Source organism: Nocardiopsis sinuspersici (assembly GCF_001998325.1).
GTDB classification, from domain to species: Bacteria; Actinomycetota; Actinomycetes; order Streptosporangiales; family Streptosporangiaceae; genus Nocardiopsis; species Nocardiopsis sinuspersici.
Window position 1 is genome coordinate 5,384,189 of the sequence record NZ_MCOK01000001.1, and the last position, 26,679, is coordinate 5,410,867.

At 71.7% G+C, this 26,679-nt stretch carries 17 protein-coding genes and 1 riboswitch; of the genes, 11 read left to right on the forward strand and 6 right to left on the reverse strand.

What is annotated here, in order from left to right; translation table 11 throughout:
- Positions 1-164: 164 nt before the first annotated feature.
- Positions 165-4,163: a type VII secretion protein EccCa gene (gene eccCa / locus NOSIN_RS23240; RefSeq protein ID WP_077692774.1), complete on the reverse strand. Its 3,999-nt coding sequence runs from the start codon at positions 4,161-4,163 to the stop codon at positions 165-167.
- 256 nt (positions 4,164-4,419) lie between these two features.
- Positions 4,420-5,838 carry a DUF6177 family protein gene (locus NOSIN_RS23245; protein WP_077692775.1) on the reverse strand — a complete coding sequence of 473 codons (1,419 nt, stop codon included), beginning with the start codon at positions 5,836-5,838 and terminating at the stop codon, positions 4,420-4,422.
- 355 nt (positions 5,839-6,193) lie between these two features.
- On the opposite strand from NOSIN_RS23245, the gene NOSIN_RS23250 reads away from it, so the two are divergent.
- The 5 genes from NOSIN_RS23250 (at position 6,194) to NOSIN_RS23270 (ending at position 10,230) form a co-directional block, all read left to right on the forward strand.
- Complete coding sequence (locus NOSIN_RS23250) at positions 6,194-6,523, forward strand: hypothetical protein (protein WP_077692776.1); 330 nt, start codon at positions 6,194-6,196, stop codon at positions 6,521-6,523.
- Between the two features lie 19 nt (positions 6,524-6,542).
- The gene (locus tag NOSIN_RS23255) at positions 6,543-6,839 is read left to right on the forward strand and encodes a pore-forming ESAT-6 family protein (RefSeq protein ID WP_077692777.1); all 297 of its coding nucleotides are present in this window, start codon (positions 6,543-6,545) and stop codon (positions 6,837-6,839) included.
- 49 nt (positions 6,840-6,888) lie between these two features.
- Positions 6,889-7,866 (forward strand): TNT domain-containing protein, encoded by a 978-nt coding sequence (locus NOSIN_RS23260; protein WP_077692778.1) that lies wholly within the window; start codon positions 6,889-6,891, stop codon positions 7,864-7,866.
- 95 nt (positions 7,867-7,961) lie between these two features.
- Complete coding sequence (gene eccD / locus NOSIN_RS23265; protein WP_077692779.1) at positions 7,962-9,287, forward strand: type VII secretion integral membrane protein EccD; 1,326 nt, start codon at positions 7,962-7,964, stop codon at positions 9,285-9,287.
- A gap of 10 nt (positions 9,288-9,297) precedes the next feature.
- Positions 9,298-10,230: an ATPase gene (locus NOSIN_RS23270; protein ID WP_077692780.1), complete on the forward strand. Its 933-nt coding sequence runs from the start codon at positions 9,298-9,300 to the stop codon at positions 10,228-10,230.
- 783 nt (positions 10,231-11,013) lie between these two features.
- On the opposite strand, the gene NOSIN_RS23280 is transcribed toward NOSIN_RS23270, so the two are convergent.
- Positions 11,014-11,205: a hypothetical protein gene (locus NOSIN_RS23280; RefSeq protein ID WP_143832984.1), complete on the reverse strand. Its 192-nt coding sequence runs from the start codon at positions 11,203-11,205 to the stop codon at positions 11,014-11,016.
- A gap of 114 nt (positions 11,206-11,319) precedes the next feature.
- Here NOSIN_RS23280 and NOSIN_RS28065 point away from each other — a divergent pair, with 114 nt between their 5' ends.
- The 5 genes from NOSIN_RS28065 to NOSIN_RS23310 all read left to right on the forward strand — a co-directional run bounded on the left by NOSIN_RS28065 (position 11,320) and on the right by NOSIN_RS23310 (position 19,722).
- Positions 11,320-12,174 (forward strand): hypothetical protein, encoded by an 855-nt coding sequence (locus NOSIN_RS28065; RefSeq protein ID WP_143832985.1) that lies wholly within the window; start codon positions 11,320-11,322, stop codon positions 12,172-12,174.
- A gap of 687 nt (positions 12,175-12,861) precedes the next feature.
- A complete protein-coding gene (locus NOSIN_RS23295; RefSeq protein WP_077692785.1) occupies positions 12,862-14,529 on the forward strand; it encodes an NYN domain-containing protein in 1,668 nt (555 codons plus the stop codon).
- Between the two features lie 28 nt (positions 14,530-14,557).
- Positions 14,558-15,130, forward strand: a complete 573-nt coding sequence (locus NOSIN_RS23300) for a hypothetical protein (protein ID WP_077692786.1) — start codon at positions 14,558-14,560, stop codon at positions 15,128-15,130.
- 416 nt (positions 15,131-15,546) lie between these two features.
- Positions 15,547-15,728: riboswitch (cobalamin riboswitch) on the forward strand.
- Between the two features lie 157 nt (positions 15,729-15,885).
- Positions 15,886-18,456 carry a ribonucleoside-diphosphate reductase subunit alpha gene (locus NOSIN_RS23305; RefSeq protein ID WP_077692787.1) on the forward strand — a complete coding sequence of 857 codons (2,571 nt, stop codon included), beginning with the start codon at positions 15,886-15,888 and terminating at the stop codon, positions 18,454-18,456.
- Positions 18,457-18,639: 183 nt separating this feature from the next.
- Positions 18,640-19,722 carry a ribonucleotide-diphosphate reductase subunit beta gene (locus tag NOSIN_RS23310; RefSeq protein WP_077692788.1) on the forward strand — a complete coding sequence of 361 codons (1,083 nt, stop codon included), beginning with the start codon at positions 18,640-18,642 and terminating at the stop codon, positions 19,720-19,722.
- Positions 19,723-19,852: 130 nt separating this feature from the next.
- On the opposite strand, the gene NOSIN_RS23315 is transcribed toward NOSIN_RS23310, so the two are convergent.
- Positions 19,853-20,173 (reverse strand): CU044_2847 family protein, encoded by a 321-nt coding sequence (locus NOSIN_RS23315; protein WP_077692789.1) that lies wholly within the window; start codon positions 20,171-20,173, stop codon positions 19,853-19,855.
- A gap of 144 nt (positions 20,174-20,317) precedes the next feature.
- Between NOSIN_RS23315 and NOSIN_RS23320 the strand changes: the two genes are divergently transcribed.
- A complete protein-coding gene (locus NOSIN_RS23320) occupies positions 20,318-20,533 on the forward strand; it encodes a DUF397 domain-containing protein (protein ID WP_077692790.1) in 216 nt (71 codons plus the stop codon).
- Between the two features lie 39 nt (positions 20,534-20,572).
- Here NOSIN_RS23320 and fxsT read toward each other — a convergent pair whose 3' ends face one another.
- Positions 20,573-24,367 (reverse strand): FxSxx-COOH system tetratricopeptide repeat protein, encoded by a 3,795-nt coding sequence (fxsT, locus tag NOSIN_RS23325; RefSeq protein ID WP_077692791.1) that lies wholly within the window; start codon positions 24,365-24,367, stop codon positions 20,573-20,575.
- A 304-nt stretch (positions 24,368-24,671) separates the two neighbouring features.
- Positions 24,672-26,558 carry a S1 family peptidase gene (locus NOSIN_RS23330; protein ID WP_236743426.1) on the reverse strand — a complete coding sequence of 629 codons (1,887 nt, stop codon included), beginning with the start codon at positions 26,556-26,558 and terminating at the stop codon, positions 24,672-24,674.
- Positions 26,559-26,679: the final 121 nt, after the last annotated feature.

Here is a 26,679-nt window from a genome sequence, read left to right on the forward strand (position 1 = left end):
GGTGTCGTCGGGGGCGTGCCGTGGCGACGGCGCCAGAGTGCGGAGGGGCGGGGACGGACCCCGGCACACGTACGGTCCGGCGCCGCGGAGGCGGAGGCGGTTTGCCGGGGCGCCGGTTCCGCGGAGGGCTCCGTCCGTCCGGGCCGGCGCCCTCCGCGGGCCGGTCACCCCTCCTCGTCGCGGGGCTCGCGCAGCGCTGTCTGGACCAGCCGCGGGGAGCCTCCGCGGGTCACCCACTTGCCGCGCCCGGCGGGCTGGTTGGCCGCGTACACCCGGGGCAGCAGCTGGCCCTCGCTGCGGTCGCCGGACATCACCAGGGCGCTCGTGCCGATCTCGCGCATGGCCTGCACCAGCGGGTCGTACATGCCGCGTCCCGCACCGGCCACCCGGCGCGCCACCACGAAGTGCAGGCCGATGTCGCGGCCGTTAGGCACGAACGGCACGAACGGCGCCAGCGGCTTCTGGCCCGCCGTGGTGAGCACGTCGTAGTCGTCGGCGAGCACCACGATGCGCGGACCCTTGAACGAGCCCGGCTCCAGGGAGTCGACGTCACCGTCCTCGGGCAGGCGCTCCTCCACCTCCTTGGCCACACCGCCCGCCAGCCCCGCGCACACGCGCGGGCTGCTCGCGTACCCGCCCATGTACTCGTCGGGCACCACGCCCCGCAGGGTCCGGCGCGGGTCCATCACCGCGAACACGACATCGTCCGAGGAGTACCGCTCCACCAGGCCCTCGGCGACCAGCCGCAGCAGGTTGGTCTTGCCGCACTCGCCGTCGCCCATGACCAGCAGGTTCTGGTCGCGTTCGAACAGGTCGAGCAGCACCGGCTCCAGGGCGCGCTCGTCCACGCCGATCGGCACGGCCCTGGGCTCCGACTCCGCCGTGGGCAGGACGCGGGCCGACAGCCGGTGCGGCAGGATCCGCACCTTCGGGGCCCGCTTGCCCCTCCAGGACCGGTCCACCGACCGCACGGCCTTCTCCACGACCTCGCCCAGGTTGTCGCTGTCGGCCACACCGTCGATCCGGGGCAGCGCGGCCTGGCCGAACAGCTTGCCGTCGGTGAGGATCCGGCCGGGGGCCTTCGCGCTGATCGTCTCCGACAGCTTGCGGTCGATCGTGGAGTCCGACGAGTCGTTCAGGTGCAGCTCCACCTTCTGCCCGAAGTTGGACTGGGCGGCGATGCGCACGTCGTTCCAGCGCAGCATCCCCGCCACCACGTGGACGCCGAACCCGCCGCCGCGCTGTAGCAGCTCGGTGACCATCGGGTCGATGTCCTCGAAGTCCTTGCGCAGCGCGCCGAAGCCGTCCACGCAGAACACCACGTCGGCGCTGGCCAGCTCGGGGACCTCGCCGCGGGCGTGCATCCGGCGCAGTTGGGCGACCGAGTCGATCCCGCGCTCTCGGAACACCTCCTGCCGGTGTTCGAGCATCCCCTGGAGCTCCTCGACGGTGCGGCGCACCCGCTCGGCGTCGGTGCGCGCCGCCACCCCGCCCACGTGCGGCAGCACGGACAGCGACTGCAGGCCGCCGCCCATCAGGTCCAGGCAGTACACGGCCACCTGTTCGGGGGTGTGCGTGAGCGCCAGCGACAGCACCAGCGTGCGCAGCAGGGTCGTCTTGCCGCTCTGGGGGCCGCCGATGACCGCCGCGTGGCCGCCGGAGGCGGTCAGGTCGAGCCTCCACACGCCCTGCCACTGCTTGGCGGCGTCGTCCAGCAGGCCCAGGGGGACCCGCATCGGCTCGTGCGTGCCGGGCAGCCTCAGCCCGAGGTCGCTCTCCTCCGGCTCGCCCGCCACCTGGTCCAGGGTGGTCTCGGACGGCAGCGGCGGCAGCCAGATCTCCCGTGTCCGCTCCCCGTGGCGGTCGAACTGGCCCACCATCACGTCGAGCAGGGTCGGTCCCATCGTGCGGGAGGGCATGGGCACGTCCTCGCCCGAGGACTCCGCCGCCGCGCCCGCGCTCTGCTCCGCGTCGTTGTTGTAGGCGGTGTACAGCCGCACCGAGGGAGTGCCCTCGGAGGGCTCCTCCTCGGCCACGGGGCCGCGGTAAGGGCCGGACACGTATCCCGCCTTGAAGCGCTGGTAGACGCTGGTGTCCACCTTCAGGTAGCCGAACCCCGGCAGGGAGGGCAGGTGGAAGGCGTCCGGGGTGTTGAGGACCGTGCGGCTCTCCTCCTCGGAGAAGGTGCGCAGGCCCAGCCGGTAGGACAGGTAGGTGTCCAGGCCGCGCAGCTTGCCGCCCTCGATGCGCTGGCTGGACAGCAGCAGGTGCACGCCGATGCTGCGGCCGATCCGGCCGATGGACAGGAACAGCTCGATGAAGTCGGGACGGGCGGTCAGCAGCTCGCCGAACTCGTCGATGATCACCAGCAGGTGCGGCAGCGGCGGCAGGCTCGGGTCGTGCTCGCGCTTGTAGGTGTAGTCGCCGATGTTGGCCACGTTCCCGGCGTCGCGCAGGACCTGCTGGCGTCGCTGCACCTCGCCGGACAGGCTCGCGTGCACCCGCTCGATCAGCGCGGCGTCGTCCTCCAGGTTGGTGATCACCCCGGCCACGTGCGGCATGTCCTCGAACGGGGCGAACGTGGCGCCGCCCTTGTAGTCGACCAGGACCATGCTCACCCGCTCGGGAGGGTGGGAGGCGGCCAGCGCCAGCACGAGGGTGCGCAGCATCTCGCTCTTGCCGGAGCCGGTGGCGCCCACGCACAGGCCGTGCGGTCCCATGCCCAGCTGCGCGGACTCCTTGAGGTCCAGGATCACGGGCCGTCCCATGTCGTCCACGCCGATGGGCACCCGCAGGAACGCCCGTTCGCTGCGCGGCGCCCACAGCCGCTGCACGTCCATCGCACCGGGGTCCTGGACGCCCATCATCGCGGGGAAGTCGACGCTGCCGCCCTCCTGCGCGGTCTCCTCGACCGACTCGGGGGACAGGCGCAGCGGGGCCAGCATGCGGGCCAGGCCTGTGAGGGTGGCGGCGGAGACGTCGTCCACGGTGCCCGTGGTCACCACCGGGTCGGCGCCGCGCAGCTCCTCGACGCGGACCTGGTCGCCGGTGACCGTGACACGCACGTTCACGTCGCCGGGCTCGTCGACCTGCCGGGACACCAGGTGCAGCACGGTGACACCCAGCTCGGCGGGGCCCACGGCGTCGTCGGGGCGCACGAGCTCGGCGGCCACTCCGCCGTGCGTGTCGTGGACGACCAGCAGCCGCCGCATCATCTGGTAGGCCTCGCGCTTGCCCATGCCACGGCGGACCTCGGAGGCGAAGTCGGTGCGCGAGCGCAGCTCGTCGGCGAGCAGCCCGCCCAGTTCGGCGGGGTCGGGGGCGATCAGGCGGACGGCGGCGCCGCCCTCGCGCCGCTGCGGGTCCAGGACCTGGGGGAGCCAGGGCAGCCACGACCAGTCGTCGGCGTTCTCGGCGGGGTAGGACACGGCGATCCCGGCGTCCTCGGGCGCGTGGAAGGCGCCGAACTGGGCCGCCAGGGCGCGCACCAGTCGCATCACGTCCTCGCGCTCGCCGATGAGGCTGACGTTCCCGGCCATGTCCAGGGGCAGGGTGAGCGGCATCTCGGGGACCGAGGCGAACCGGCGGATGGCGGCCTGCGCCTCGGAGAGCATGAACGGGTCGGTGGGGGTCAGGGCGGTGCCCTGCTCGGCGAGCCGGAGGGGGCGGCCCTCGGTCAGGCCGGTGCCCACGCGCACCCGCAGGAAGTCGCGGTGCCTGCGGCGGCGCTCCCACAGCCGGGTGGGGTCGCGGACGACGTCGTACAGGGCCTCGGGGGGCGGGTCGAGCAGGCGGGCGTGGGCGCGGGTGCGCTGTTCCCAGCCGGTGAGCTCCTCGCGCAGCTCCTCCAGGTACTGGAGGTAGAGCTCGCGCTGGTTGCGGCGCTGCCGACCGACCTGGCCGCGCCGGGAGAAGAGCATGGCCAGGGCGGCGAGGAGGGCCACGACCAGGATGACGCCGCCCAGCGCTATGAACGCCGGATTGCGCATGACCATCATGATGGTCATCGACGCCATCATGCCGACCATCGGAAGGATGGTCATCAGGGGACTGCCCTGCGCGTTGCCGTCGGGGAGGGTCGGCGGGGCCTCCACCTCGTGGGGTTCCCGGGCCGGAGTGGGATGCACGGTTCGTGTCGGCCGGTGCACGACGCGAAGGCTCATCGGCTTTCCTCTCGGCGCAGGGGCGGGAAGGCGAGGGACGCGGGGGACGACGCTGGGGTGCGGGAAAACCCTATCGAAGTCGGTGTCAAAGGGGCTTTTCGCGACGGTCGGTCCACACACGCCGCCCGGGGGTGCCCCCAGGTGCGACGTTCAGCGGAACGTGTTGGTTCTGTCGCGAAGCGTCGGACGCCCCCGCGCCGGGGGAGGCGGTCCCCGCGAAGCGCGGACCGCGTTCGGCGGCGGGTCGTCGGGGAGGTCAGTCCGCGGGACGCAGGTGGGACATCAGGTCGCGGAAGCGGTCCCAGCTCCCGGGCTCGGTGCCGTCCCCGACCCGGTACCAGACGGCGGGGGTCAGCGGCGGTCCGATCGGGACCCCCCGGACCGGGGCGGACAGGGCGTGGTCCGTGCCCATCTCGGATACGCCCTCCACCCCCACGGCCAGGCCCACGGGAACCGGCGGGCCGGACCACCGCGGAGCGTAGGTCAGGTCGGGGCGCCCGAGGAGGCGCTGCACGGTCATGCCGCGCAGGAGTTCGTTCGCGGTGAGCTCCCCGGCCAGGTCGGCCAGCCCGGACAGGTCGGGCTCCTCGCCGGGCGGGTGGCCCACCGCGAGGGTGATGCTCTCCCGGACGCCGTCGGGGACCGTGCTCACCCGCTGCGTTCCGGCGATGGGGCGGGCACCCCGCTCGCGCACGCCCTCCGGCCGGCCGGTGAGGGCGATCCAGGTGGACCCCGGGGCGCGGCGGCGGCACAGGCCGGTCATCCTGCCCCGGTTCCAGGCGTGGGCGAGGGGTTCGCTGGTGCCCCACAGGGCGGGGGTGGAACCGGCCAGGTACTCGGCCAGGATCTCGGCCGCGCCGCCCAGGAGCAGGCCCCGGTCGGCGGGGTGGAGGACCTGCAGGTCCACCAGCAGCTGGGTGCCGGGCGCGCCGTCGGCCTCGGACCAGCGGAAGTCGGGGTGGGGGCCCTCCGCGGCGGAGGCGTCCGGGTCCACGGTGAACGCGGACTCCGGATCCCAGACCAGGGGGACCCCGGAGAAGCCGTCGTAGTAGCCGCCGTCGCCGTCGCGCACGACCCACCGGGCGGCGGGCCTGGCGAGCAGGGAGCGCAGCGCGTGGGTGATGCGGCTGGTCGAGGGGGTGACCAGCTGCAGGTGGCGGCCCCCGCGGCCGTACGCGGCCGTGGCGTCGACGAGCCAGCCGCTCAAGGGGACCAGCGGGCGGTCCTGGACGACCACGAAGGCCTTCTCGGTCAGAGTGGTGACCGCGGGGTGGTCCGTGGCGCCGGTGAGGTGGCCGTCGTCCCTGGCCATGCGGGACTCGGGAACCCACACCGCGCCGCCGTGCCGGTCGACCAGGTTCCGCGCGAAGCGGTGGACCATCGCAGCGGTGTCGGCGTCGGCGAGCTCGGCGCCGCGGGCCTCCACCCAGTAGGGCTGGGCGGGCAGGTCGTCGCCGACGCCCTCGGTGAGCAGCCGGTCGGCCTCGGCGGAAAGCGCGAGCTTCTGGGCGGCCTGCATGGCGGCCACGAGCCTGCCGGAGCCGTCGCGCAGTTCGATCACCGCGCCCTCGGAGACCGAGCGCACACGCAGGTCCGGGCCGGCCTCGACCAGCGCGTCGATGAGGCTGCGCCGGGCGGGGGCCTCGGCCAGCAGTGCGACCACGTCGTGGCTCACGAGGACTCCTTCGGGGGTGTCGCGGGCGGGGAAACCCTACCGAACCGGGAACGGAGGGCACGGCGTGTCCGATCCCGGGAACGGGGGGAACGACGTACCCGGCCGTGGCCGGATCCGGCCACGGACTCCGTTCCCGCCAGGACGCTCCCCGTGGTCCCGCTCCCCGCCGTCCACAGGCGCGGATCGTGCCTGTTTCTCCGTCGGGGGCCACTTGTATGATGCAGATCCTCCCTATTAGCGGGATCGAGTCCGTTGTCCGGTCGCGGGCCCCCTTCCGAACCACGGGCACTCCGCGTGCATCCTCCCCAACGGGAGGCGACAGCCTCGCGAGGACCCCCGGAAAGCAGGTGAACAGTTGTCACGTTGGGAAATCGGTAGCAACACCCTGACCGCCCTGTCCCAGAACACCGGAACCACTGGTGACGAGCTGACCAGCCTCATCCAGCAGCTCGTCCAGGCGGCGGAACCCCTGGCCGGCAAGTTCGACGGCGCGGGCAAGGCCGCCTTCGACTCCTTCAAGGCGAGGGCCGACGGCATCACCGCCGACCTGCGCGCCGGCCTCGGCTCCATCCAGGAAGGCCAGACGGGCATGAACAGCGCCTTCAGCACCGGCGCCGAGACCATGGCCGACGAAGCCAACCAGAAGATGGGCTCGGCCAACTTCGACGCCGCCAAGTTCCGCTGATCCCCCGGAAGGAGCACCCGTGAGCAACAACGCCTACGACGTCGGCGCCTCCCAGGAGGCCCAGGGCAACATCAACACGATCATGAACCGCCTCGAAACGCTGATCGGCGAGCACGACACGGACGTCAACCAGGCCATGGCCGAGTTCGAGGCCACCGGTGTCTCCGAGGAGTACAGCTCCAAGGAGCTCAAGTGGCACAACGCCGGTAACGAGGTCCGCGAGATCATCCGGCTCGTGCGCGAGACGCTGGAGACCAACGACTCCACCGCACAGGAGGCCCTGAGCCGCGCCAACGCCGCGGTCCAGAACATCTGACCGGTCCCGGGCGGGACGACGACACCACGAGAGGCAGCGAGGAGCACGGTTGGCACGCGACTACGACAGTCAGCTGCTGGAGTCCGTCGCCGTGCGCCGGCAGCGCCTGCGCGAGGCGGTGCTCTTCGGCGGCCAGCGCACCAGGCGCCGCCTGGACGAGAACTTCGGCAAGGTGGCGATCAGCGCCTGCCTCGCCGCGGTCATCTGCGGCGGTACCGTCGGCTGGTCCTTCGTCAGCAACCAGCTCAGCACCCAGCGGGTCGAGCAGGAGCAGGCGTCGTCCGGTCCGGCGAGCAACGCCGTCCCGCCCATCCCCGGCGACTGGGTCGGCTCCCAGGTCACGTTCGAGGACCTGCGCGGGGAGCTGGACGCGGCCGGGGTCCCCGACAGCCTGTACGTGCTGCCCGGGCAGACCCGTCCCGAACCCGGGACCATCGACAGCTACTACCTGCTCACCCAGGACGCCGAGGGCTACCTGTCCGCGGCCGTCATCGACTTCGACCAGGGCCGCCCCGGCACGGAGTTCACCACCGAGGACCAGGCGGCCCGCTGGCTCTACCAGGAGCTGGCCACCACCGAGCCCGAACCGGTCGTCCTCACCCAGGCGGAGGAGAGGGAGACCGCCGAGGCCGTGGCGGAGATGGACACCGAGGTGCGCGAGAACCTGGAGCAGCGCAGCGGCGGCTCCTACCTGCACAGCCTGGAGGTCGGCGACGTCGTGGACGCCTTCGGCCAGGAGAGCGGCCGCTACCTGTTCCCCGACGGCACCCCCTTCGAAGAGCGCGGCCTGCCCGACTACGCCCGCACCGGCCCCGACGGCGAGGACCTCTACCACCGCTACCGTGTCATCCACCCCTTCCAGGTGAGTGCCACCAGCGCTCCCTCGCACGAGGACCACCCGGGCGGAGGCATCCGCTTCACCCTCGACACGGCCGGTTTCAGCGAGGTCCCCCCGGCCCCGACCGTCCGCTGGCTGATCGGCCACGGCTACCTGGAGCGCATCGCGGTGAACGACGTGCCCGGCTAGGAAGTGCGACCGATGTGGTCCGGGAGCGAGGGGTCCGGACCCGACAACGGTGGGCACCCGCCACCGGAAGACGCAGCAGTGAGGATGGGAAGGCAATGACCGCTTGGAGCCGGGTGACGCTCGTCGGTGAGGAGCGCAGGGTCGACGCGGTCCTGCCCGCGAGCGAACCCGTGGGCGCTCTCATGCCGGAGGTGCTCGACCTCCTCGGGGACCAGGTGGAGAACCCGGCCAGACTGCGGCACCTGGTGACCGCCTCCGGGATCGTCCTGGAAGGCGACACGACCCTCGCGGACCGGCAGGTCGCCGACGGCGCCGTGCTGCGGCTGGTCCGGGCGGAGGACCCGGTGCCCGCACCGGTGGTGCACGAGGTCCCCGAAGCGGTTTCCATGGCCCTGGACGACCACCAGGGGCGCTGGTCACCGGACGCGGCCAGGTGGACCGCCACGGTGTCGCTGGTCGCCCTCACCCTGGGCGCGGGCTGGATCGTGCAGGAGTACTTCTCCGGCACCGGCGGCCTCGCCGGGCTGGCCGTGGTCGCCGCCGTGCTGGTGGCGACGGGCGCGGTGATCGGACCGGCCTGGCGGGAGCCCCTGGGCACGGCGCTGGCGATCAGCGGCACCGCGGTCGGCGGGCTGGCGCTGTGGCTGGCCTGCGACCACCTCGGCTGGCCCGAGTGGGTCCGCTGGGGCGGCGGCGCCGCCCTGGTCGCCGGCCTGATCCTGCTGCTCGGACTCACCTCGGACCTGGGCCGGGGCGGACTGACCGGCGGCGGTGTCGGGCTCGCCCTGGCCGCGGTGTGGACGGTGGGCGCGGCACTGGGCCTGCCCACGTACCAGGTCGCCGTCATCATGGCGGTGGCCTGCGTGATCCTGCTGAGCCTGCTGTTGCGGCTGGCGCTGATGTTCTCGGGACTGGCGGTCCTGGACGACCGGCGCAGCTCCGGAGAGGCGGTGGCCCGGGGCGACGTGCTCACCTCGGTGGCGGGAGCCCACCGGAGCCTGGTGATCGCCACGGTCGCGGTCGCGGTCGCCGCGGCCACCGCGGGGATCGGCCTGGCCACCCACTTCGACTGGTGGACGGCGGGACTGTCGGTGGTGCTGGCGCTCGTGGTGGCCAGCCGGGCCCGGCTGTTCCCGCTGATCGCGCAGAAGTCGGTGCTCGTCGCCGCGAGCCTGGTGGTGCTGGTGGCCTTCCTGCTCTCCTGGGCCAACGCCGTGGCGTGGGGCGTGTGGCCCGCGCTGGGGATCACGGTCGCGGTCGCCGCCATCCCGGCGGTGGTGCTGTCCATCGAGCAGCCCGAACACGTGCGTGCGCGGCTGCGCGGTGTCACCAGCAGGTTCGAGGCGATCGCCGTCGTCGTGCTCGTGCCCCTGGCGATCGGTGCGTTCGGTACCTTCCAGCGGCTCCTCACGACCTTCTGAGCGGGGGACGATGAACACTTCCCAGACCGGAGCCGCGTCCGCGGCCGCGCCGGCCTCCGCGAGCCCGGCCGGATCCCGGCCGGTCCCCGGAGACCGCTGGGTGCGCCGGGCCGGGCGCGCCGTCCTGCGGCCGTTTCGCCCTGTGGACGAGGTGGCCGACGCCATCGCGCTGGGAACGCGGTTGCAGCGCCCCACCTCGACCGGCCGGCGGATCGTCGTGGACGACCTGGGCTCGGGCGCCGACGCCGCGGTGGTGACCGCCCTGGTCGCCCGTTCCCTGGCCCACTTCCGCCACGACCGGGTGCTGGCCGTGGACGCCACCGCCCGGGGCCCGGCGCTGGCCGAGCGGCTCGGCGCCGACGGGGCCGGCGACCTGGACGGGGTCGACTCCGCCTCCTTCGACTCGGTGCGCGACAGCCTGGGCGAGGTCACCGCGCGCCTGTGGACGGTGCGGGCCGCCCCCGACGGCGCGGGAGCCTACATGTCCGGTCTGCTGCCGATCTCCCGCTTCTTCGGGGTGACCCTGGTGGCGGGGGAGTCGGGAGGGTCCTTCGTGGAGGCCGTCGGCTCGGGGGCGCACGCCCGGGTGCGGGTGGTCCGCGCGACACGGGACGCCGCCCTGAGGGTCGGCCGGGAGTTGGACGCACTGGTGCGAAGCGGCCGACAGGAGGAGATGGAGCGGACCGTGGTGGTCCTCTTCGAGGAGCGGCGGCGCGAGGACCCCGGGCTGGACGTGGCGCGTACCGCCCGCGTCATCTCCGAGAGCGGTGCGGGCGTGATCGTCCTGCCGTACGACCGGCACCTGGCGCAGGGGACGTCCGTGTACCCGCGGCTGATCGGCGAGGCCACCCACCGGACCGTTCAGCTGGTGGCCGCCGAGGCCCTGGACCGGGCCGTCGGCGGTGCCGGGTTCGGGCGGGCACGCGCGGAAGGAGGGGAGTAGGCCATGGACCAGCACCAGCGACCCGATCCGGAGGAGGGTTCCCCCCGGGAGGCGGAGCAGCCGGACCACGGGACTCCTCCCGGCGGCCGGCCGGGGAGCCCGGACCAGCACGCATCCGGGCAGGACCCCGCCCAGGGCGCGCCCCAGAGGGACGGCGGGGAACAGCAGGGCCGGACGGGTGCCGGACAGCCCACACCGCCCGGTGGACGAAGCGCCCCGCAGTGGGGCACCGCCGCGCCCGGCGGTCCGCGGCCCGCCGCCGGCCAGGACGTCCCGCGGCGGGGGGCTCCGCCCGGGCCACCGGGCGGACAGGGCCACGGGCGGGGCGTGCCGTCCGGTGGCCGGCGACCCCTCCAGCAGCCGGAGGCGGGTACACCGCCCCAGCCCGGCCCGCAGGGGTACGCGGGTCCCAGCGGGCCCCAGGCTCCCGGGACCGGCGCGTGGTTTCCCGAGGAGCAGGCGCACGGCCAGGGCACTCCGCCCGGCGGGATGCCGGGCGGGGCGCAGCCGGCGCCGCTGCGGAGCCCGCTCCCCCCGGCTCCCTACGCCGTCGAGCCGCCCGGGCCGCACGAGCCCACCGGCCCGAACCAGGCGCCGTGGTCGGGCCACTCGGGGCCGCAGCGGCCCCCGGCGGCACCCGGGGGCGCGACACCTCCGCGTGCCTTCGCCCAGGACTCGGTGGCCGAGGCCTTCCTGGCTGGGACACCCATGCCCGCGCCACCGTCCCAGCGGCCCCCGGCGCCTCCCATGGCCCCGCAGCGTCCCCAGCAGTACGGGCCGCCGTCAGGTCCGCAGCAGCCACATCAATCGCAGCCGTACCAGCAGCCGCTGTCGGGTCCGCAGCAGCCACACCAACAGCCACAGCAGTCGCACCGGCCGCTGTCGGGTCCGCAGCAGCCACATCAAGAGCAGCAACCCCAGCAGCCACACCGGCCGCTGTCGGGTCCGCAGCAGCCATATCAGCCTCAACCGCACCAGCAACACGGGGTGCCGTCAGGCCTGCAGCAGCCCCACGGGACTCAACCGCGTCAGCCGCTGTCGGGTCCGCAGCCCCCGACCCAGCAGCCGTGGCGGGGGCCGGACGCCGACGTGCCCTCGCACCAGGGCGCGGCGGCCGCTCCGCCCTCCCCTCCGGCGGCTCCGCCCGCGCGGCCTCCGGAGCCTCCGGCCCAGGAGCCGGCGCGCGGCCGGGAGCCCTCCCCCGCGCCGGAACGCGAGAAGGAGGTCCCGCCCGCCCGCGCGTGGTTCGGGAAGTCATCGCGCTCCGACGCGTCACGTTCCCGGAGGGCCTCCAAGCAGAGCCGTGGGCCCCGGGAGGTCGGCCCGCCGCGTCCCGCCGATCCGCCGACCGTCAGCCCGTGGGGTGAGGAGGACTCACCCGACCCCGACGCGGAGGAGACGGACGTCTTCCTGGTCCTCAGCGCCGACCGGCGAGCCCGGAAGGAGAGGGAGGAGAGGGAGCAGCGGGAGAGCCCGGAGGGCGGGGACTCCCCGGCGTCCCGGGACTCCTCCCCGCCCGCCCCCGAGGCGGGGGAGGCGGGCGCCGGAGCGGCGGCACTTCCCGCGTCCCCGGAGGCCGTGCCCTCCACCGCCGTCTCCGAGGACGGCGCGGAGTCGGGGCCGCACGGTTTCCAGGGCGCTCCGGACGCGCACCGGACGGACACGCAGCGCCCGGAACAGGTCCGGGGCACGCTCCGGGGAGGACCATCCGGCCCTTCGGACGCCTCCGTGCAGCCGGATCCCGTGCAGCCGGATCCCGTGCAGCCGGAGCCCGCGCAGCCGGGGGTCCCGGGGATCGAGTCCTGGATCGAGGTGGTGAGCGACGGGCACACCCCCGTTCCGGGCGGGTACGAGCAGCGGATCGCCGCCGTGAAGAGGATCCCGGCCTCTCCCTGGCGGCGCGCCGTCTTCGCCGCCACCGGAGGACGGCTCAACCTCGGCTGAGCCCGTGGCCGGGGCCACGGCCGCCGACCGGTGCCCCGGGGAGCGGACCGCACGGTCCCCGCTTCGGCGCCGCCCGTGGCACGGCTCCGGACCGCCGGCCTTCCGCGTGGGTCCGGCGGCCCGTGCTCGCGTGCCGCTCCCCGAATCCCCCGCCCCGATGACGGACATCGGACGCTTCAGAACCCTCGGATAGGAACAGCCGGATCCGGGACCGGAAGCACCCTTCGAGAAAGATGTGACCACTGGGGAAAAAGAGCTCGGAGAGAACCCTGACGGGAGCGCGAGTGCGCCGGGCGATGTGCCCACGGATACGGGGAGACCGGCAGCGCGTTCGCCGGTTAGGTCCGGGGAGCGCGTGCCCCTCACGCGCTCGGTACTGACGCGGTCTGATTCGCCCCCGCGCTCGGCCGGGAAACGGATATCCGAATCCTCTCTGACCAGGGCTCCGTAGTGGTGGGAGCCGTGGTTCCCACGGCTCCCACGCGTACCTGAGGTCCGGATTCCGCACGGATTCTTCGGGGCACTCCCGCGGAGGGTGAGTTCACGATCACCCCGAAGAATCGCCTTTGGGTAGTAAGACCGTAACTCTCTGTGTCCACAAGGGGCACGCAAAACCATACAGACTTGGCTAGGCTGTGCCCCGGTCATGGACATGGCCCAGAGACAACAGGGAAGGGGGCGGTGTGAGTGGACCGCTGCGCGTTGTTCGTTGACGCGGGATACCTTCTCGCGGACGGCGCGATGGCCGTGCACGGAACCCGCAACCGGGACTCCGTCTCCTGGGATTACACCGGTCTCGTCCAGTTCCTCAACGAGGTTGCGCGGGACCGCACCGGCCTGCCGCTCCTGCGCTGCTACTGGTACGAAGCCGTCGCCGACGACCGGCGGTCCCAGGAACAGGACGGCATCGCCGACATCCCCGGCGTCAAGTTCCGCGGCGCGCGGATAAGGCCGGGCCGCCGCGAGGGCATGGAGAGCTACGTCCAGCGCGACCTCACCACGCTGGCCCGCACCGGCGTCCTGTGTGACGCCGTCCTGGTCAGCGGTGACGAGGACATGGCCTCCGTCGTCGCGGACGTACAGGACATGGGTGTGCGCGTCACCGTCGTGCACATCTCCGTGGAGGGGAACTGGACCATCTCCCGCGCCCTGCGCCGGGAGTGCGACGACCTCATCGAGATCGGCGCGGGACACCTGCGCCCGCACGTCAACCTCCTCTCCAGCGGCGGCTCCGCCCAGGAGACGGCGGCCAAGACCACCACGCCGTTCGCCAACGGCCGCGCCCGCTCGGCGCCCGAGACACCGAGGCAGCCCGTCGCGGCCCAGCCCGGCGGGAACCGGGTCGAGCCGGCCGCCTCCTCGGACGCGGGCCTGGAGGCGATGTTCGCCGGGACCGGCGGGCAGCCCGTCCCCCAGGGCAACGCCATGGACCAGTTGCGCGCCATGCGCCGGAGCCTGGCCCAGCAGCAGCGCGGAGGCGACCACCTGGCCGGATCCGGCGCGGACGGCCAGCAGCACGGGGCCATCGACGCCAACGGGTTCCCCTCCGGAGGGCAGCCCCCGCCGAACGTGGGGGGCAACGGCGCCTATCCCGGTGCCCCGATGACCGGGGGCCACCCGGCTCCGAACGGCCAGGGGGGATATCCCCCCACCGGGAGCCACCCGTCGATGCGCGGCGCCGACCAGTCGGGCTACGGGCTGCCGGCGAGACCGGGACCCGGCCAGGGACAGCACATGACGGGGCCGCAACAGGCCTTCAACGGCGGGACCGGCTCTCAGCAGTCCTTCGCGCACGAGACCGGGGCGCAGCGCTCGTTCGCCCAGGACGGGCAGCACGGACAGCCGGGGCACACACCACCGCAGAGAAACGGACCACCACAGGACCCCAGGTTCGGTGCCGGGGACAATCCCGGCTTCGGGGGTGCGTCCGACGCAAACCCTACCTATGGGACCAGTACGGAAACTGACACCGCCCACCGCGGTGGGGCGGTCTCCTCCTACGGAGGGCCGCCGCCTACTGGTCCCGAGCACGCCGACCGGTTCGACGCCGGCCACTACCAGGAACCGCGTCCCAGTCCTGGATATCCCCAGCAGACGCACTCCGGCGCGCATACCGTTGACGAAGCGGTGCATGTTGCGCACAAAGAAGGGAACGACTTCGCGGAGTCGATCGCTCGCGAGGCGCCCGCTCTGTGGGTCGAGGCCGTCCTCGCCCGCAGACCCAGGATGCCCTCCGACCTGGAGGCGCGTCTGCTTCAGGGCTCCTCGCTGCCGATCGACCACCTGTTGCGTGACGAGGTTCGGGACGGACTGCGCCAGGGGTTCTGGCAGGCACTGGAGCGCGCCAGACCCTGACCTTGAGCATGGGAGTGCGAGTAGGGGGATGGGGGCGATGCGGTTGACCCACGTGACGACGGCAGAACTCGACCGTTTGGAATTCCACGCCGTTCGGTCGGGTGAGCACGGACCGGTCGCCGCCCAACTCCTGGACCTGGCCAACCAGGTCGACGCCGGAAGCGAGATCTCCCGCGCGGAGCTGTTCGTGCGCGCGGGAGAACAGTGGGAGATCGCCCAGGAGTTCGAGCGCGCCTGCGCCGCCTACCAGCGGGCGATCGACGACGGAGGGCCCACGGTGATCGACGCGCGCGCACTCAGCGCCGGGGCCCTGCTGCACCTGGACGAGTCCGAGCAGGCCTACGCGCACCTCAAGCGCCTGGAGGCGGAGGATCCCCCGGGCCTGCAGACCTACATCCACGTCGCCGAGGCGCTGTACGCCCACGACGACATGGAGGGGGCCGAGCGGTGGGCGACGGTCGGCGCGGGCCGCTTCCTCGGCCTGGCCTCCTCGCCCTACGTCCGCGACCTCCTGATGGAACTGCTGCGGATCCGTTTCCGCATCCGCGTCGACCTGGGGCTGGACGAGGACGCCCTGGACCGGCGGCTCGACGAGGGGTGACCGCCGCCCGAACCCCTCGGGTCGGCGGGGAAGCAGGCGGGTGAGCTTTCCGACGTCCACGGGGGGCGTGCGACACGCCCGGAGCCGGCCGCCGACGCGTGCCGTCCCCGCGCAGGGCCCTTGCAGGCGGCCTCCGGACGGGGTGCGCCGGGTTCCGCGAACGCACCCGAGCCGTGCCGCAGGCGGGTTCTCCGGGCCCGTGGAGGACGCCTCGGCGCGGGCGGCCCCGGCGACGTCCTAGGCTGTGTCGAGTCACCCCCGAACGTTGCCCCACGAGGCGTGATCCCTGCGGTGAGCGGGTGGAAACGGGCCCCGATACCACGCTCTGAGTGTGTGTCCGACAGTCGTCGAAGCATCTGAGAAATCAGTGACACGCCATCATCTTGCGGTGTTCCAACCCTCCATCCCCTAGATGTAGTATCTCTCCCGCTGGTGGTTCACCTCCTGGGGTGAGGCAAGAGGGAATCCGGTGCGAAACCGGGGCTGCCCCGCAGCGGTGAGTGGAGACGAGGCCGCCACAGGCGCCGGGAACCCCCGAGGACATCCCGGAGCGGTGACCTCCACAAGCCCGAAGACCTGCCACCGGTGCGCACGTGAGCGTGTGCCGACGACGGGGCTTCGAGGGTGAGCCGCCGCGATCCACCGGTCGACGACCGTACGCACCCAGTGCGCCGGTCCACCGGTGGGCGCCGTGCGCCTCGCATCTCGGTCCCCTCCCCGCCGGGACTCTTCTATTGAGGTTTTGGAGCCGCTGTATGACCCTTGACGTCGAAGCCGTGCCCGCATCCGTTCGGTCCGCACCGACCAACGACGGCAGTCCCCCCGCCGCCGTCGACCGGATCGAGCACGTCGTGGCCGAGGCCTGCGCGCGGCTCACCGGTGTTTCGGCGGAGAAGGTCCTCACCGAGGCCCGTCGCGGCTTCTACCCCGGGATGTCCGACGCCGAGATCGAGCTGGCCCTGGTCATGGCCGCCCGCAGCTTCGTCGAGGTGGACCCCGACTACTCTTACGTGGCCGCCCGCCTGCTGCTGGACAAGCTGCGCCGCGAGGCCCTCACCTTCATCAGCGGCTCCCCCGACGCCGCCGGCCAGTCCGAGATGGGCGAGCGCTACGCCTCCTACCTCGCCGCCTACGTCAGCCGCGGCATCGACCTCGGCCAGCTCGACCCGGCGCTGGCCGGGTTCGACCTGGACCGCCTGGGCGCCGCGCTGCGCCCCGAGCGCGACGAGCAGTTCACCTTCCTCGGCATCCAGACCCTCTACGACCGCTACTTCCTGCACAGCGACGAGGTCCGCTACGAGCTGCCGCAGGCGTTCTTCATGCGCGTGGCCATGGGCCTGGCCCTCAACGAGGACGACCGCGAGGCCCGCGCCATCGAGTTCTACGAGCTGCTGTCCTCGTTCGACTTCATGGCCTCCACGCCCACCCTGTTCAACTCGGGCACCGTGCGGGCGCAGCTGTCCTCCTGCTTCCTCACCACCGTCGGCGACGACCTGCAGGCCATCTTCCACGGCATCAGCAACAACGCGATGCTGTCCAAGTACTCCGGCGGCCTCGGCAACGACTGGACCCCGGTGCGCGGCCTGGGCTCGCACATCCGCGGGACCAACGGCAAGAGCCAGGGCGTCGTCCCGTTCCTGAAGATCGCCAACGACACCGCCGTCGCGGTCAACCAGGGTGGCAAGCGCAAGGGCGCCGTCTGCGCCTACCTGGAGACCTGGCACATCGACATCGAGGAGTTCCTCGACCTCCGCAAGAACACCGGTGACGAGCGCCGCCGCACCCACGACATGAACACCGCGAACTGGGTTCCGGACCTGTTCATGAAGCGCGTGGAGCAGGGCGGCACCTGGACCCTGTTCTCGCCGGACGAGGTCCCCGAGCTGCACGACAAGTACGGCACCGAGTTCGCCGAGGCCTACGTCCGCTACGAGGCCGAGGCCGAGGCCGGGCGGATCAAGGTCTCCAAGAAGATCCCGGCCGTCGACCTGTGGCGGCGCATGCTCACCATGCTGTTCGAGACCGGCCACCCGTGGATCGCCTTCAAGGACCCGGCCAACCTGCGCTCGCCGCAGCAGCACGCGGGCGTGGTGCACTCCTCCAACCTGTGCACCGAGATCACGCTGAACACCAGCGCCGACGAGGTCGCGGTCTGCAACCTGGGCTCGGTCAACCTGGCCCAGCACGTGGGCCCGGACGGCCTGGACGTCGAGCGCCTGCGCGGCACCGTCCGCACCGCCGTGCGCATGCTCGACAACGTCATCGACGTGAACTTCTACACGATCCCCGAGGCGCGCCGCGCGAACATGCGCCACCGCCCCGTGGGCCTGGGCCTGATGGGCTTCCAGGACGCCCTGTTCAAGCTGCGCACGCCCTTCGCCTCCGAGGGCGCGGTGACGTTCGCCGACGAGAGCATGGAGCTGATCAGCTACTACGCCATCGAGGCCTCCATGGAGCTGGCCTCCGAGCGCGGCTCCTACGAGAGCTTCGAGGGCTCGCTGTGGAGCCGGGGCGTGCTGCCGATCGACTCGCTGCGGCTGCTGGCCGAGGCGCGTGAGGGCGACCTGGACATGGACCGGGGCGAGACCCTGGACTGGGACTCGCTGCGCGAGCGCGTCAAGGCCACCGGCATGCGCAACTCCAACGTGATGGCGATCGCCCCGACCGCGACCATCGCCAACATCACCGGCGTGGGCCAGTCGATCGAGCCGGTCTACCGCAACCTGTACGTCAAGTCGAACATGTCCGGCGACTTCACCGTGGTCAACCCCTACCTGGTGCGCGACCTCAAGGCGCGCGGGCTGTGGGACGACGACATGGTCTCCGCGCTGAAGATGCACGACGGCAGCCTCGGCGCCGTCGACCGTGTCCCGGACGACCTCAAGGCCCTGTACGCCACCGCGTTCGAGATCGACCCGGAGTGGCTGGTGGACGCCGGCTCGCGCCGTCAGAAGTGGATCGACCAGGCCCAGTCGCTGAACCTGTACATGGCGGCGCCCAGCGGCAGGAAGCTCGACTCCCTGTACCGCCGTGCGTGGCGTTCCGGCCTCAAGACCACCTACTACCTGCGTTCGCAGAGCGCCACGCACGTGGAGAAGAGCACGCTCAAGGGCACCGACGGCCGCCTCAACGCGGTCGCCGCCACCCCGGGGGCCGGCCCCTCCGCCTCGCCCGCGCCGTCCCCGAGCCCGAGCCCGGCACCGGCCCCCTCCCCGAACCCGGCGCCCGGCACCGGCGGCGCGAGCGCCGCGGAGGAGGACGAGTTCGAGGTCGTCGACGGCCAGGCCTGCTCGATCGACGACCCCGAGTGCGAGGCCTGCCAGTAACCCCGCCGCTCCGGCGGCCGGGCGCCCCTCCCGGGCGAACGGCCGCCGGCGGCCGGGCGGGTCCGGTTCCGGACCGCCCCTCGCCCCTTCCGGGCGACGGCCCACGGGCCGCGGAGCCTCCTCCGCGGCCCCGCCCCAGAAACGACGTGCCCGGCACGGCCGGAGAACGGAAGAAACCCCAGGATGACCGCAGTTTCCGAGAACAGCGCGAGCACCACCAGCGGCCTCGGTGAGATCGAACGCGACGCCGAGCGCGTCAACGTCGACGACAAGGCGATGATCAACGCGCGCGCCGACGTCAACCAGCTGCTCCCGCTCAAGTACACGTGGGCGTGGGACAAGTACCTCGCGGGCTGCAACAACCACTGGATGCCCACCGAGGTCGCCATGCAGGCCGACATCGCGCTGTGGAAGTCCCAGGACGGGCTGACCGAGGACGAGCGCCTGATGCTCAAGCGCAACCTCGGCTTCTTCGCCACCGCCGAGTCGCTGGTGGCCAACAACATCGTGCTGGCCGTGTACCGCCAGCTCACCAACCCCGAGTGCCGCCAGTACCTGCTGCGCCAGGCCTTCGAGGAGGCGGTGCACACCCACACCTTCCAGTACATCTGCGAGAGCCTCGGCCTGGACGAGGGCGAGCTGTTCAACATGTACCGGGAGGTCCCGTCGATCACGGCCAAGGACGCCTGGGCGCTCAAGTACACCCAGAACCTGGAGGACCCGGAGTTCCGCACGGGGACCCCGGAGGCCGACCAGGCGTTCCTGCGCGACCTGGTGGCCTTCTACGTGATCTTCGAGGGCATGTGGTTCTACACCGGCTTCGCGCAGATCCTGTCGCTGGGCCGGCGCAACAAGATGGTCGGCATCGCCGAGCAGTACCAGTACATCCTGCGCGACGAGTCGATCCACCTGAACTTCGGCATCGACGTGATCAACCAGATCAAGATCGAGAACCCGCACCTGTGGGGCGAGGAGTTCCAGGCCGAGGTCAGGGGGATGCTCGCCGAGGCCTGCGAGCTGGAGGTGGCCTACGGCCGCGAGACCATGCCGCGCGGCGTGCTCGGCCTCAACTCGGAGCTGTGCGAGAGGTACATGCACTTCATCACCGACCGCCGCGCCGAGCAGATCGGCCTGGCGCCCATCTTCGGTGAGACGGAGAACCCGTTCCCGTGGATGAGCGAGATGATGGACCTCCAGAAGGAGAAGAACTTCTTCGAGACCCGTGTGATCGAGTACCAGACCGGTGGCGGCCTGGACTGGGACTGATCCACCGGACGGGGTCGCCCGCTTCGGCGGAGCGGGCGACCCGCTCCGCCCGGCGGAGGGCTCCCCAGGGGGAGCGGTCCTCCCGCGGACGGCCCGGGTCGAGGTGCGCGACCCGGGCCGTCGGCCTTTCTCAGCTCTGGCCCGACCAGGTCATCCTGACGTTGAAGGTGGCCTCCGCGCCTCCCTTGACGACCACGGCCCCGGATTCGGCGGTCACGCTCACCCCGAATTCGACCTCCGTCTCCGAGGGGGCGCGGGAGGATTCGGACAGTTCTCGCAACTGGCCGGAAACGGCCTCGGCGACCTTGCGGATGCGGAGCAGGACCGAGTCGAGCCTTCTGTCGCCGGTGGTGTCCTCGGACCTCTTGGAGACGTTGGAGGCGCCCTCCCGTCGGGCCGGGACGGATTCGATACTGACCACGGTGCCGTCATCGGTGACGAAGTCGATCACTTTGTTCACGTTGACCTCAGGGGTTCTTGTAGGGGGACTTGCCATTCCTGTGGAGGGATTCGGAAAGTAAAATACTGAGAGATGTCCGGAAAAGAGGAGATTCCGCTGCCGTCCGCGCGGAGGAAACGGTGGGACGAACCAGTGATGACCGGGCGAGACGACGCACGTGCCACCTGGCGGGACGGAAGCGACGGCGTCGGATGGCGTAAGTCGTCGAGGTCCGGGGCACAACCCGACTGTTGCGAGGCCTCCCTGGGCGAACCAGGTGCGGTTCTTTTCCGGGACTCCCACCACCCCGACGGACACGTCCTGCGGTTCCGTGCCCGCGAGTGGCTGTCGCTGCTCTCGTCCCTGCCCTGAACACCGCGTCGAACGGTCCGGGATCCCGGATTCCACGTTTCAGCTACCGACCGGGATGATGTCGGTGTCCAGCCGGACGAAGTCCGCCATCGTGGTCACGAAGCGGTGCTCGGGGCCGAACCGGGCGGCGTACAGGTCGCGCAGGGCCTCCCACTCCTCCCGGACGTCCTCTCCCAGTGCCCGCCGGCTGACCAGCAGGTTGCGCCGGGCGGTGGTCAGGAAGATGTGGTGCTCGCCCAGGACCTCCAGGCACAGCTCCACACTCGCCGCGTCCTGGGCCCGGGCCTCCTTGAGCCGCCCCAGCGAGAACAGGTCGTTGCCCAGGTTGACCTCGACCGCGGCGAGGGTGATCCGCGCGTCAGGGAAGAGGCGGCGGATCTCCGACAGGGCGGAGCGGTCGAGCTCGTGGGCCCGCTCGTAGTCCCCCACCACCCGGAGCACGATGGCCGCGTTGGCCCGGGACGCCCAGGGGAAGAGGTGGCGGTCGGGGAACTTGTCCTCCATGTGCGTCAGGAGGTCCTCGGCCAGCTCCCGGGCCTCCTCCCCCCGGTTGTTGAAGGCCAGGTTCACCATGTGGATGCTGTTGACGTGCAGCGTCGGCTTGGCATGCGCCCCGTAGCGCGCGCTGTTGACCTCGCACACCTGCTGTGACAGCTCCAGGGCCGTCTCGTGGTTGCCGAGCCTGCGGTTGATCACGGAGAGGAAGACCGGGATCTCCTCGGTGTGGGTGCTGGCGTCCGCCTCGGTGGCCTCGAAGCGCCTCTGACAGTCCTCCAGTGTCTCCCCGGCATCTTGCAGGTGGCCCAGGGCCATGAGGCTCAGGCCGATGGACAGCCGGGTGCGCAGGGTCGGGATGCCGTTCGCCCCGAACAGGTACTTGCGCTGTTCGAGGGTGCGGCGGTCCATGTCCAGCGCGTCCTGGAACCGGCCCAGGCGGCGCAGGCAGTCCCCGATGTCGTGCGCGATGACCAGGGTCTTCTCGTCCTCCTCGGTGAACCGGTTGGTCCTGACCCGGTGGATCTCCTCGAACATGTCCAGGGCCTGGCCGTAGTGGCCGAGATTGCTGAGCGCGATGGCCCGCGCCCGGTTGGCGTCCAGGGCCTCCTCGCTCTCCGGGCCGTCCAGTTCCACCTGCTCCGCGTACATCCGCTCCGCCTCGGCGAGGGCGACGTCGCTGTCGCCCCGGAGCCGGAGGATCCTGGTGCGGATGAGCTGGATCTGGAAGCGCTGGGCGGTGTCGTCGTACCAGGCCTCGATGGCCCGGTCCGCCAGTTCCAGCGCGGCGTTCTCGTTCTTGGTCTCCACCAGGTACGTGATCACGTTGTGGACCAGTCCGCGGACCTGCGGGTCGTGGCTGCGCCAGGCCTCGGAGGCGGCCACGTGGCTGAACAGCAGCTGGTACTCGGGCCAGTTCTGCGGGAGCTCGGGGCCGAGCGGGTCGCTCTGCGCCAGCAGCCGGTGGACCAGGTCCCGGTAGCGCACACGGGCCTCGTCGCCCAGCGTGCTCTGGACGACGGTCTGGAAGGTGACGTGCATCTGGAAGGTGTGGTTGGTCCGGTCGAGCTCGGCGAGGCTGTGCCTGCTCACGTACCGCAGCACCTTCGACAGGGCCATCTCGTTGCCCAGGATCTGCGCCAGCTCGGGGTTGGCGCTCAGTCCCCGGGCCCGGTGGAACAGGGTACGCGCCAGCGGCCGGGGGCCGAAGAACGCGCACAGCTGGACGAACTCGCGGACCATCCTCTTGAGGGCGCGGTCCCCTCCTCCCGTGCCGCGCCGCAGGTCGTCGAGCTGCATGTTCCAGGCGGCGGCCAGCGGCAGGGGGTACAGGTCCTCCGGCTCCACGTGCGAGACGAGCTCGTCGAACTTGTCCTCGAGCATGTGGAGGAAGTCCCCGACGTCCATCAGGGAGTCGCGCAGGTAGGCGCCGACCTGGGCCAGGGCCAGGGGGAGGTGTTCCAGCCGCTCGGCTATGCGCAGGGCGTCCGTGTCGTCCTCCAGCCCCTGGGGGCAGACCTTGCGGAGCAGGGCGACGCTCTCCTCCGGCGTCAGGCTGGGCACGACCGATCCCTCGCTGCGTCCGCTGGGGATCCAGCTCTGGTCGCGGGAGGTGATGACGACGTCGCCGGGACCGTTCGAGGGAAGGCCCGCCTCGTCCAGCCGGTCCAGGTCGGGTACGTCGTCGAAGACGAGGAGCCAGTGCCCCACCTCGGGATCGCTCTCCAGTACGTCCCGGACGTGCTGGGCGGTCTTCTCCAGGTTGCCGCTCTCCTCGACGAGGCCCAGGTGCCGGGCCAGGCGCAGGTAGGACTGGTGGACGTCGGCGGAGCTGTTGGCTGGGATCCACCAGACCAGGTCGTAGTCGTCCCTGTACCGGTGCGCGTACTCGGTGGCGATCTGGGTCTTGCCGATGCCGCCTCCGCCGGACAGCAGGTAGACGCCGCCCGAGGCCTCCGTGAGCAGGTCGTGGACGCGGGTGAGGATCTCCTCGCGGCCGGTGAAGTTCAGGTTGTGCGGAGGGACGCCGCGGAGCTTGGCCAGGTTCCTGCCCCGAGCCTGCCTCCTCCCGGGACGGAGGGCGGTGGGCTCCGAAGGGGTGGGCTCGGAGATCTGGGAGTCGGTCACGGTCGAGCTCGGTTCCTCTCGGGGGGCGGTTGGCGTCGGTCGGTGAGCGGCGGTACCGGGGGAGGCGTCGGCGCCCCGGGGAGCTGTGGTGTCCTGGCCGGGCGTCCCGTCCAGGGCGGCGCGCATGTGCTCGGCGAAACGCCGGTACTCTCCGGGCATCTCGGACAGCGCGGGGAGCATGGCCCTGGCCAGGTCCTCCTCACCGTCGAGTGAGGGGACCAGCGGCGCTCCGGTCTCGATCCGGGAGAGCCACTGGTAGATCAGGGCGGAGTCCTTGAACTCGATGCCGAGCGAGTAGTAGACCGACCGCATCACGCTGAGGTCGCCGAAGCGGCCGAGGAGGTCCCGTCGCACGCCGGGCAGGAAGTCCAGGGCGGTGCCGGCGGGGTCGTCCAGGTCGCCCAGCGGGAGGGTCGGGTCCATCAGCTCACCGCCGAACACCTCGGCGATCTCGGTGACGGCGGCGCGCTCGTCGCGGGGCGCGCGCGGGATGTTGCGCTGGATCAGTTCGGCCACCGGGAGGTTCACCGGCGCCTGGGCGAGGCGCACGGCGAGCTCGCGCGCCCCGCGTGAGGCGTGGGACAGGAAGCGCGACACCGGGTCGGGGTCCCAGGGAAGGGCGCTCGGCGGCCGGGCGCCGTCGGGCGGGAGGACGCACACGTCCGCCTCCCACGCGCTGCTCCGGCCGTGCACCGCCGCGTCCCACTCGGTGAGGGCGTTCGGGCCGGACTCCAGGACCGGCAGTACCGCCGCGTCCTGGGGGAGGACGGTGCCGGCGGTGTCGTCCTGGGTGCTCACGGGTGACCAGGAGGAGGGGGAGGCGGGGCTGGGGCCCGTCATGCGCATCGGCTGCGGGGCGAGTGGTCCCCGGAACCAGACGGAGCGGTCGAGGAGGTGGAGGAGGGCGGTCGGCACGCGGGCGGCGAGCGAGGCCAGTGACGCGCGCAGCCTCGGCCGGCGCCAGCCCCGGTCCTGGGTGTCGGTGACGATGACGGCCGCCGACGCGTCGTGCGGGGTGCCGGGGAGCGTGGGGCGGCCGGGATCGAAGCGGACGACGGATGATCCCGCGCGTTCGGCCTCCTCGACCAGTCGGCCGACGGTGTGCTGGTGCAGGGCCATCAGGGGCGAGGAGTCGACAAGCACGACCAGGCGGGACGGCCCGCCTGTCAGGTTGCTGAGAGCATGATGATACCTGTGCGACAAATCATCCATGATGTCGTTTTTGCCCTTAATGGACCATGGTTTGGTTCTGTGGGCCTGTTTCTGCTCTCCTGCAAGTTCTTCTCAGGCTAGGAAACCGACCAGACAGATACAGATCCTAGCGAAGGCGCTGAGTGGTCGCGGAAGCGACTTGCTGGAACCGGCTTCACTTTCCCGTGGGGAAATATCCGTGTCGGTGGAGACGAGGAGGCGGAAGGGGGTAGGTGACGGTCCGGAGTCACGAATGCGCGGTGCGTCGAGGAGCCCGTCCCGGCTTGCGGCGCTCCCTCCCATGGTCCCTCAGATCGCGGATTGATCAAGAGGAGACCGGGCTCTCGGGCCCTTCTGGGCCCCGGAGTACTTCCCGGAAGAGGGGATCCTCAAATAGGTCATGGATTAGAGCTATTTCTCGACTGTCCGAATTATCTCTTGCCCGATCGCGAAGATAGCGGGGCAGGCCGGAGATCCTCACGCGCGAGCCGGGCTCCCGGTTGAGGAGTTCGTCGGCGAGGCTGATCACCGCTTTTCTGGGACCCCTGATAATAGTGGGGATGCCGTGGTGTAACGCGGTGTCGTACACATGATGGACGTCTTTGTTGTCGGAGTCCGTCACGACCAAGGTGACGTCCTCGTTGGTGAGGGCGTGCGTCACCTCGCTCACCTCCTGCCGCCAGGTGCTGAGGGCGTTGCGGTCCTCCACCAGCGGGCTGGCCCGCTGCCTCCCCGAACGCAGGCGCCAGCGGCCGGGGGGAGTCCCCAGGTAACCCGATATCCGGACCCGCTCGCGGACGTGGTAGACGATCTCGTACATGGTGCAGAGCTGGGGCGGGAACTCCAGCAGGTCGCGGTGGGGAGTGGCCTGGCCCAGGTTCAGGTGCAGCAGGTCCTTCGGCAGCAGGAAGCGCAGCCGCAGCGACTCCTCCTCCGGAGTGACGAGCCTCTGCATGGTCGCCTCGCCCATGAGGTCGCCGATCTCGTCGCGGATCTCCGGCTCGCTGACCAGCTTCGTGCCCTGCGGCAGGAGGTCGTACCTCTCCTCCTTCATGTGGACGACGCTGTGCGAGAGCTTGTAGCCGCCCGTCACCGGCTCCAGCTCGAAGAGCACCACCGTGTCGGGCGGCTCCTCGCCGTGGTCGGGGAGCGCGGCGGGCGCGTCGGGCTCCCTGCTCCTGAGGAGCCTGCGGTCCCGGTCCCGGGTCAGCGCCTCCTCCCAGTCGCGCCCCGTCGGAGAGGCCTCCTGCCTGATCCACGACCACACCGTGGGCGGGAGCGGCCGCTGGTGCCTGATCCGCTGGTAGACGTGGTGCACCCAGGCCACCCGGGGCGGCGGCTCACCGAAGGGCGGGATCAGGTCCCACAGCGCGGTGAGGACCCGCCACGCCGTGGAGCCCGAACCGTGCCGCCTGAGCTGGCGCTGCTCGTGGGGACGCAGCAGCTCGTCCGGTGGAACGTCCTCCAGGGAGATCGAGTCCAGCAGGTCGTGCAGCCTGTCGTAGGTCTGCCTGCCGCACAGCGACTCGTCCGCCAGGCGCTGGACCGAGACGGTCTCACCGCCGTCCCGCACCCCCACGAGCTCCTCCACCGGCAGGATGAACGCGACGCCGGAGGGCCGGTCGGGGTCGTTCCACACGTAGTGGTGGTTCTTCTGCATGACGCCCGCCAGCTCGCCGGTCTCGGTGCGCACGGCGCAGCCGCTGAACCCGCCGGTGATCTGCACCCGCCGGGACCCGGGGGTCTCGACCTGGTGGGTGACCCCGGTGGGTCCGCCCGGGCCCCGGTAGACCAGTGAGGCCTGGAGGGAGCGCATGCCCTCCGGATAGCCGGTCGTGGACAGGGCCTGGTCCGGTGACAGGCTCGCGCAGTCCCTCAGCACGGGGAAGGTGGTGTCGGGCTGCCCCGCGCCGGGCAGCCGTAGTACGGCCAGGTCGCGGCTCTCCGGACCCGCGGACCACAACTGGGTGTCGACCCTGGCGCTCCACACCCGGTCGTCGAACGACTGGAGGCGCACGGTGGCCTCCGAGCCGGGGTGCTCCTCCTTGTCCCCGTCGCGGCCGAGTGCGGCGTTGACGACGTGCGCGCACGTGATCAGCAGACCGGGGGACAGGAGTACGGCTCCGCCCACGACGTCGTACTCGTCGAGCACTCGCATCTGCCACGGGGGCTCGTGTGGCTGTAGGCCACGGGAGATATGGGGGGTGGCCACGTTCGGGGGACCTCTTTCCGATCCGCTCTGTCCAGGACTCGTTCCCCCTCGGGTGGCGGGTGAACCAGGAGAAGCCCGACCGCTCCGCCGCTCCACGGAGTTTCCGGTGGTACCGGGACAC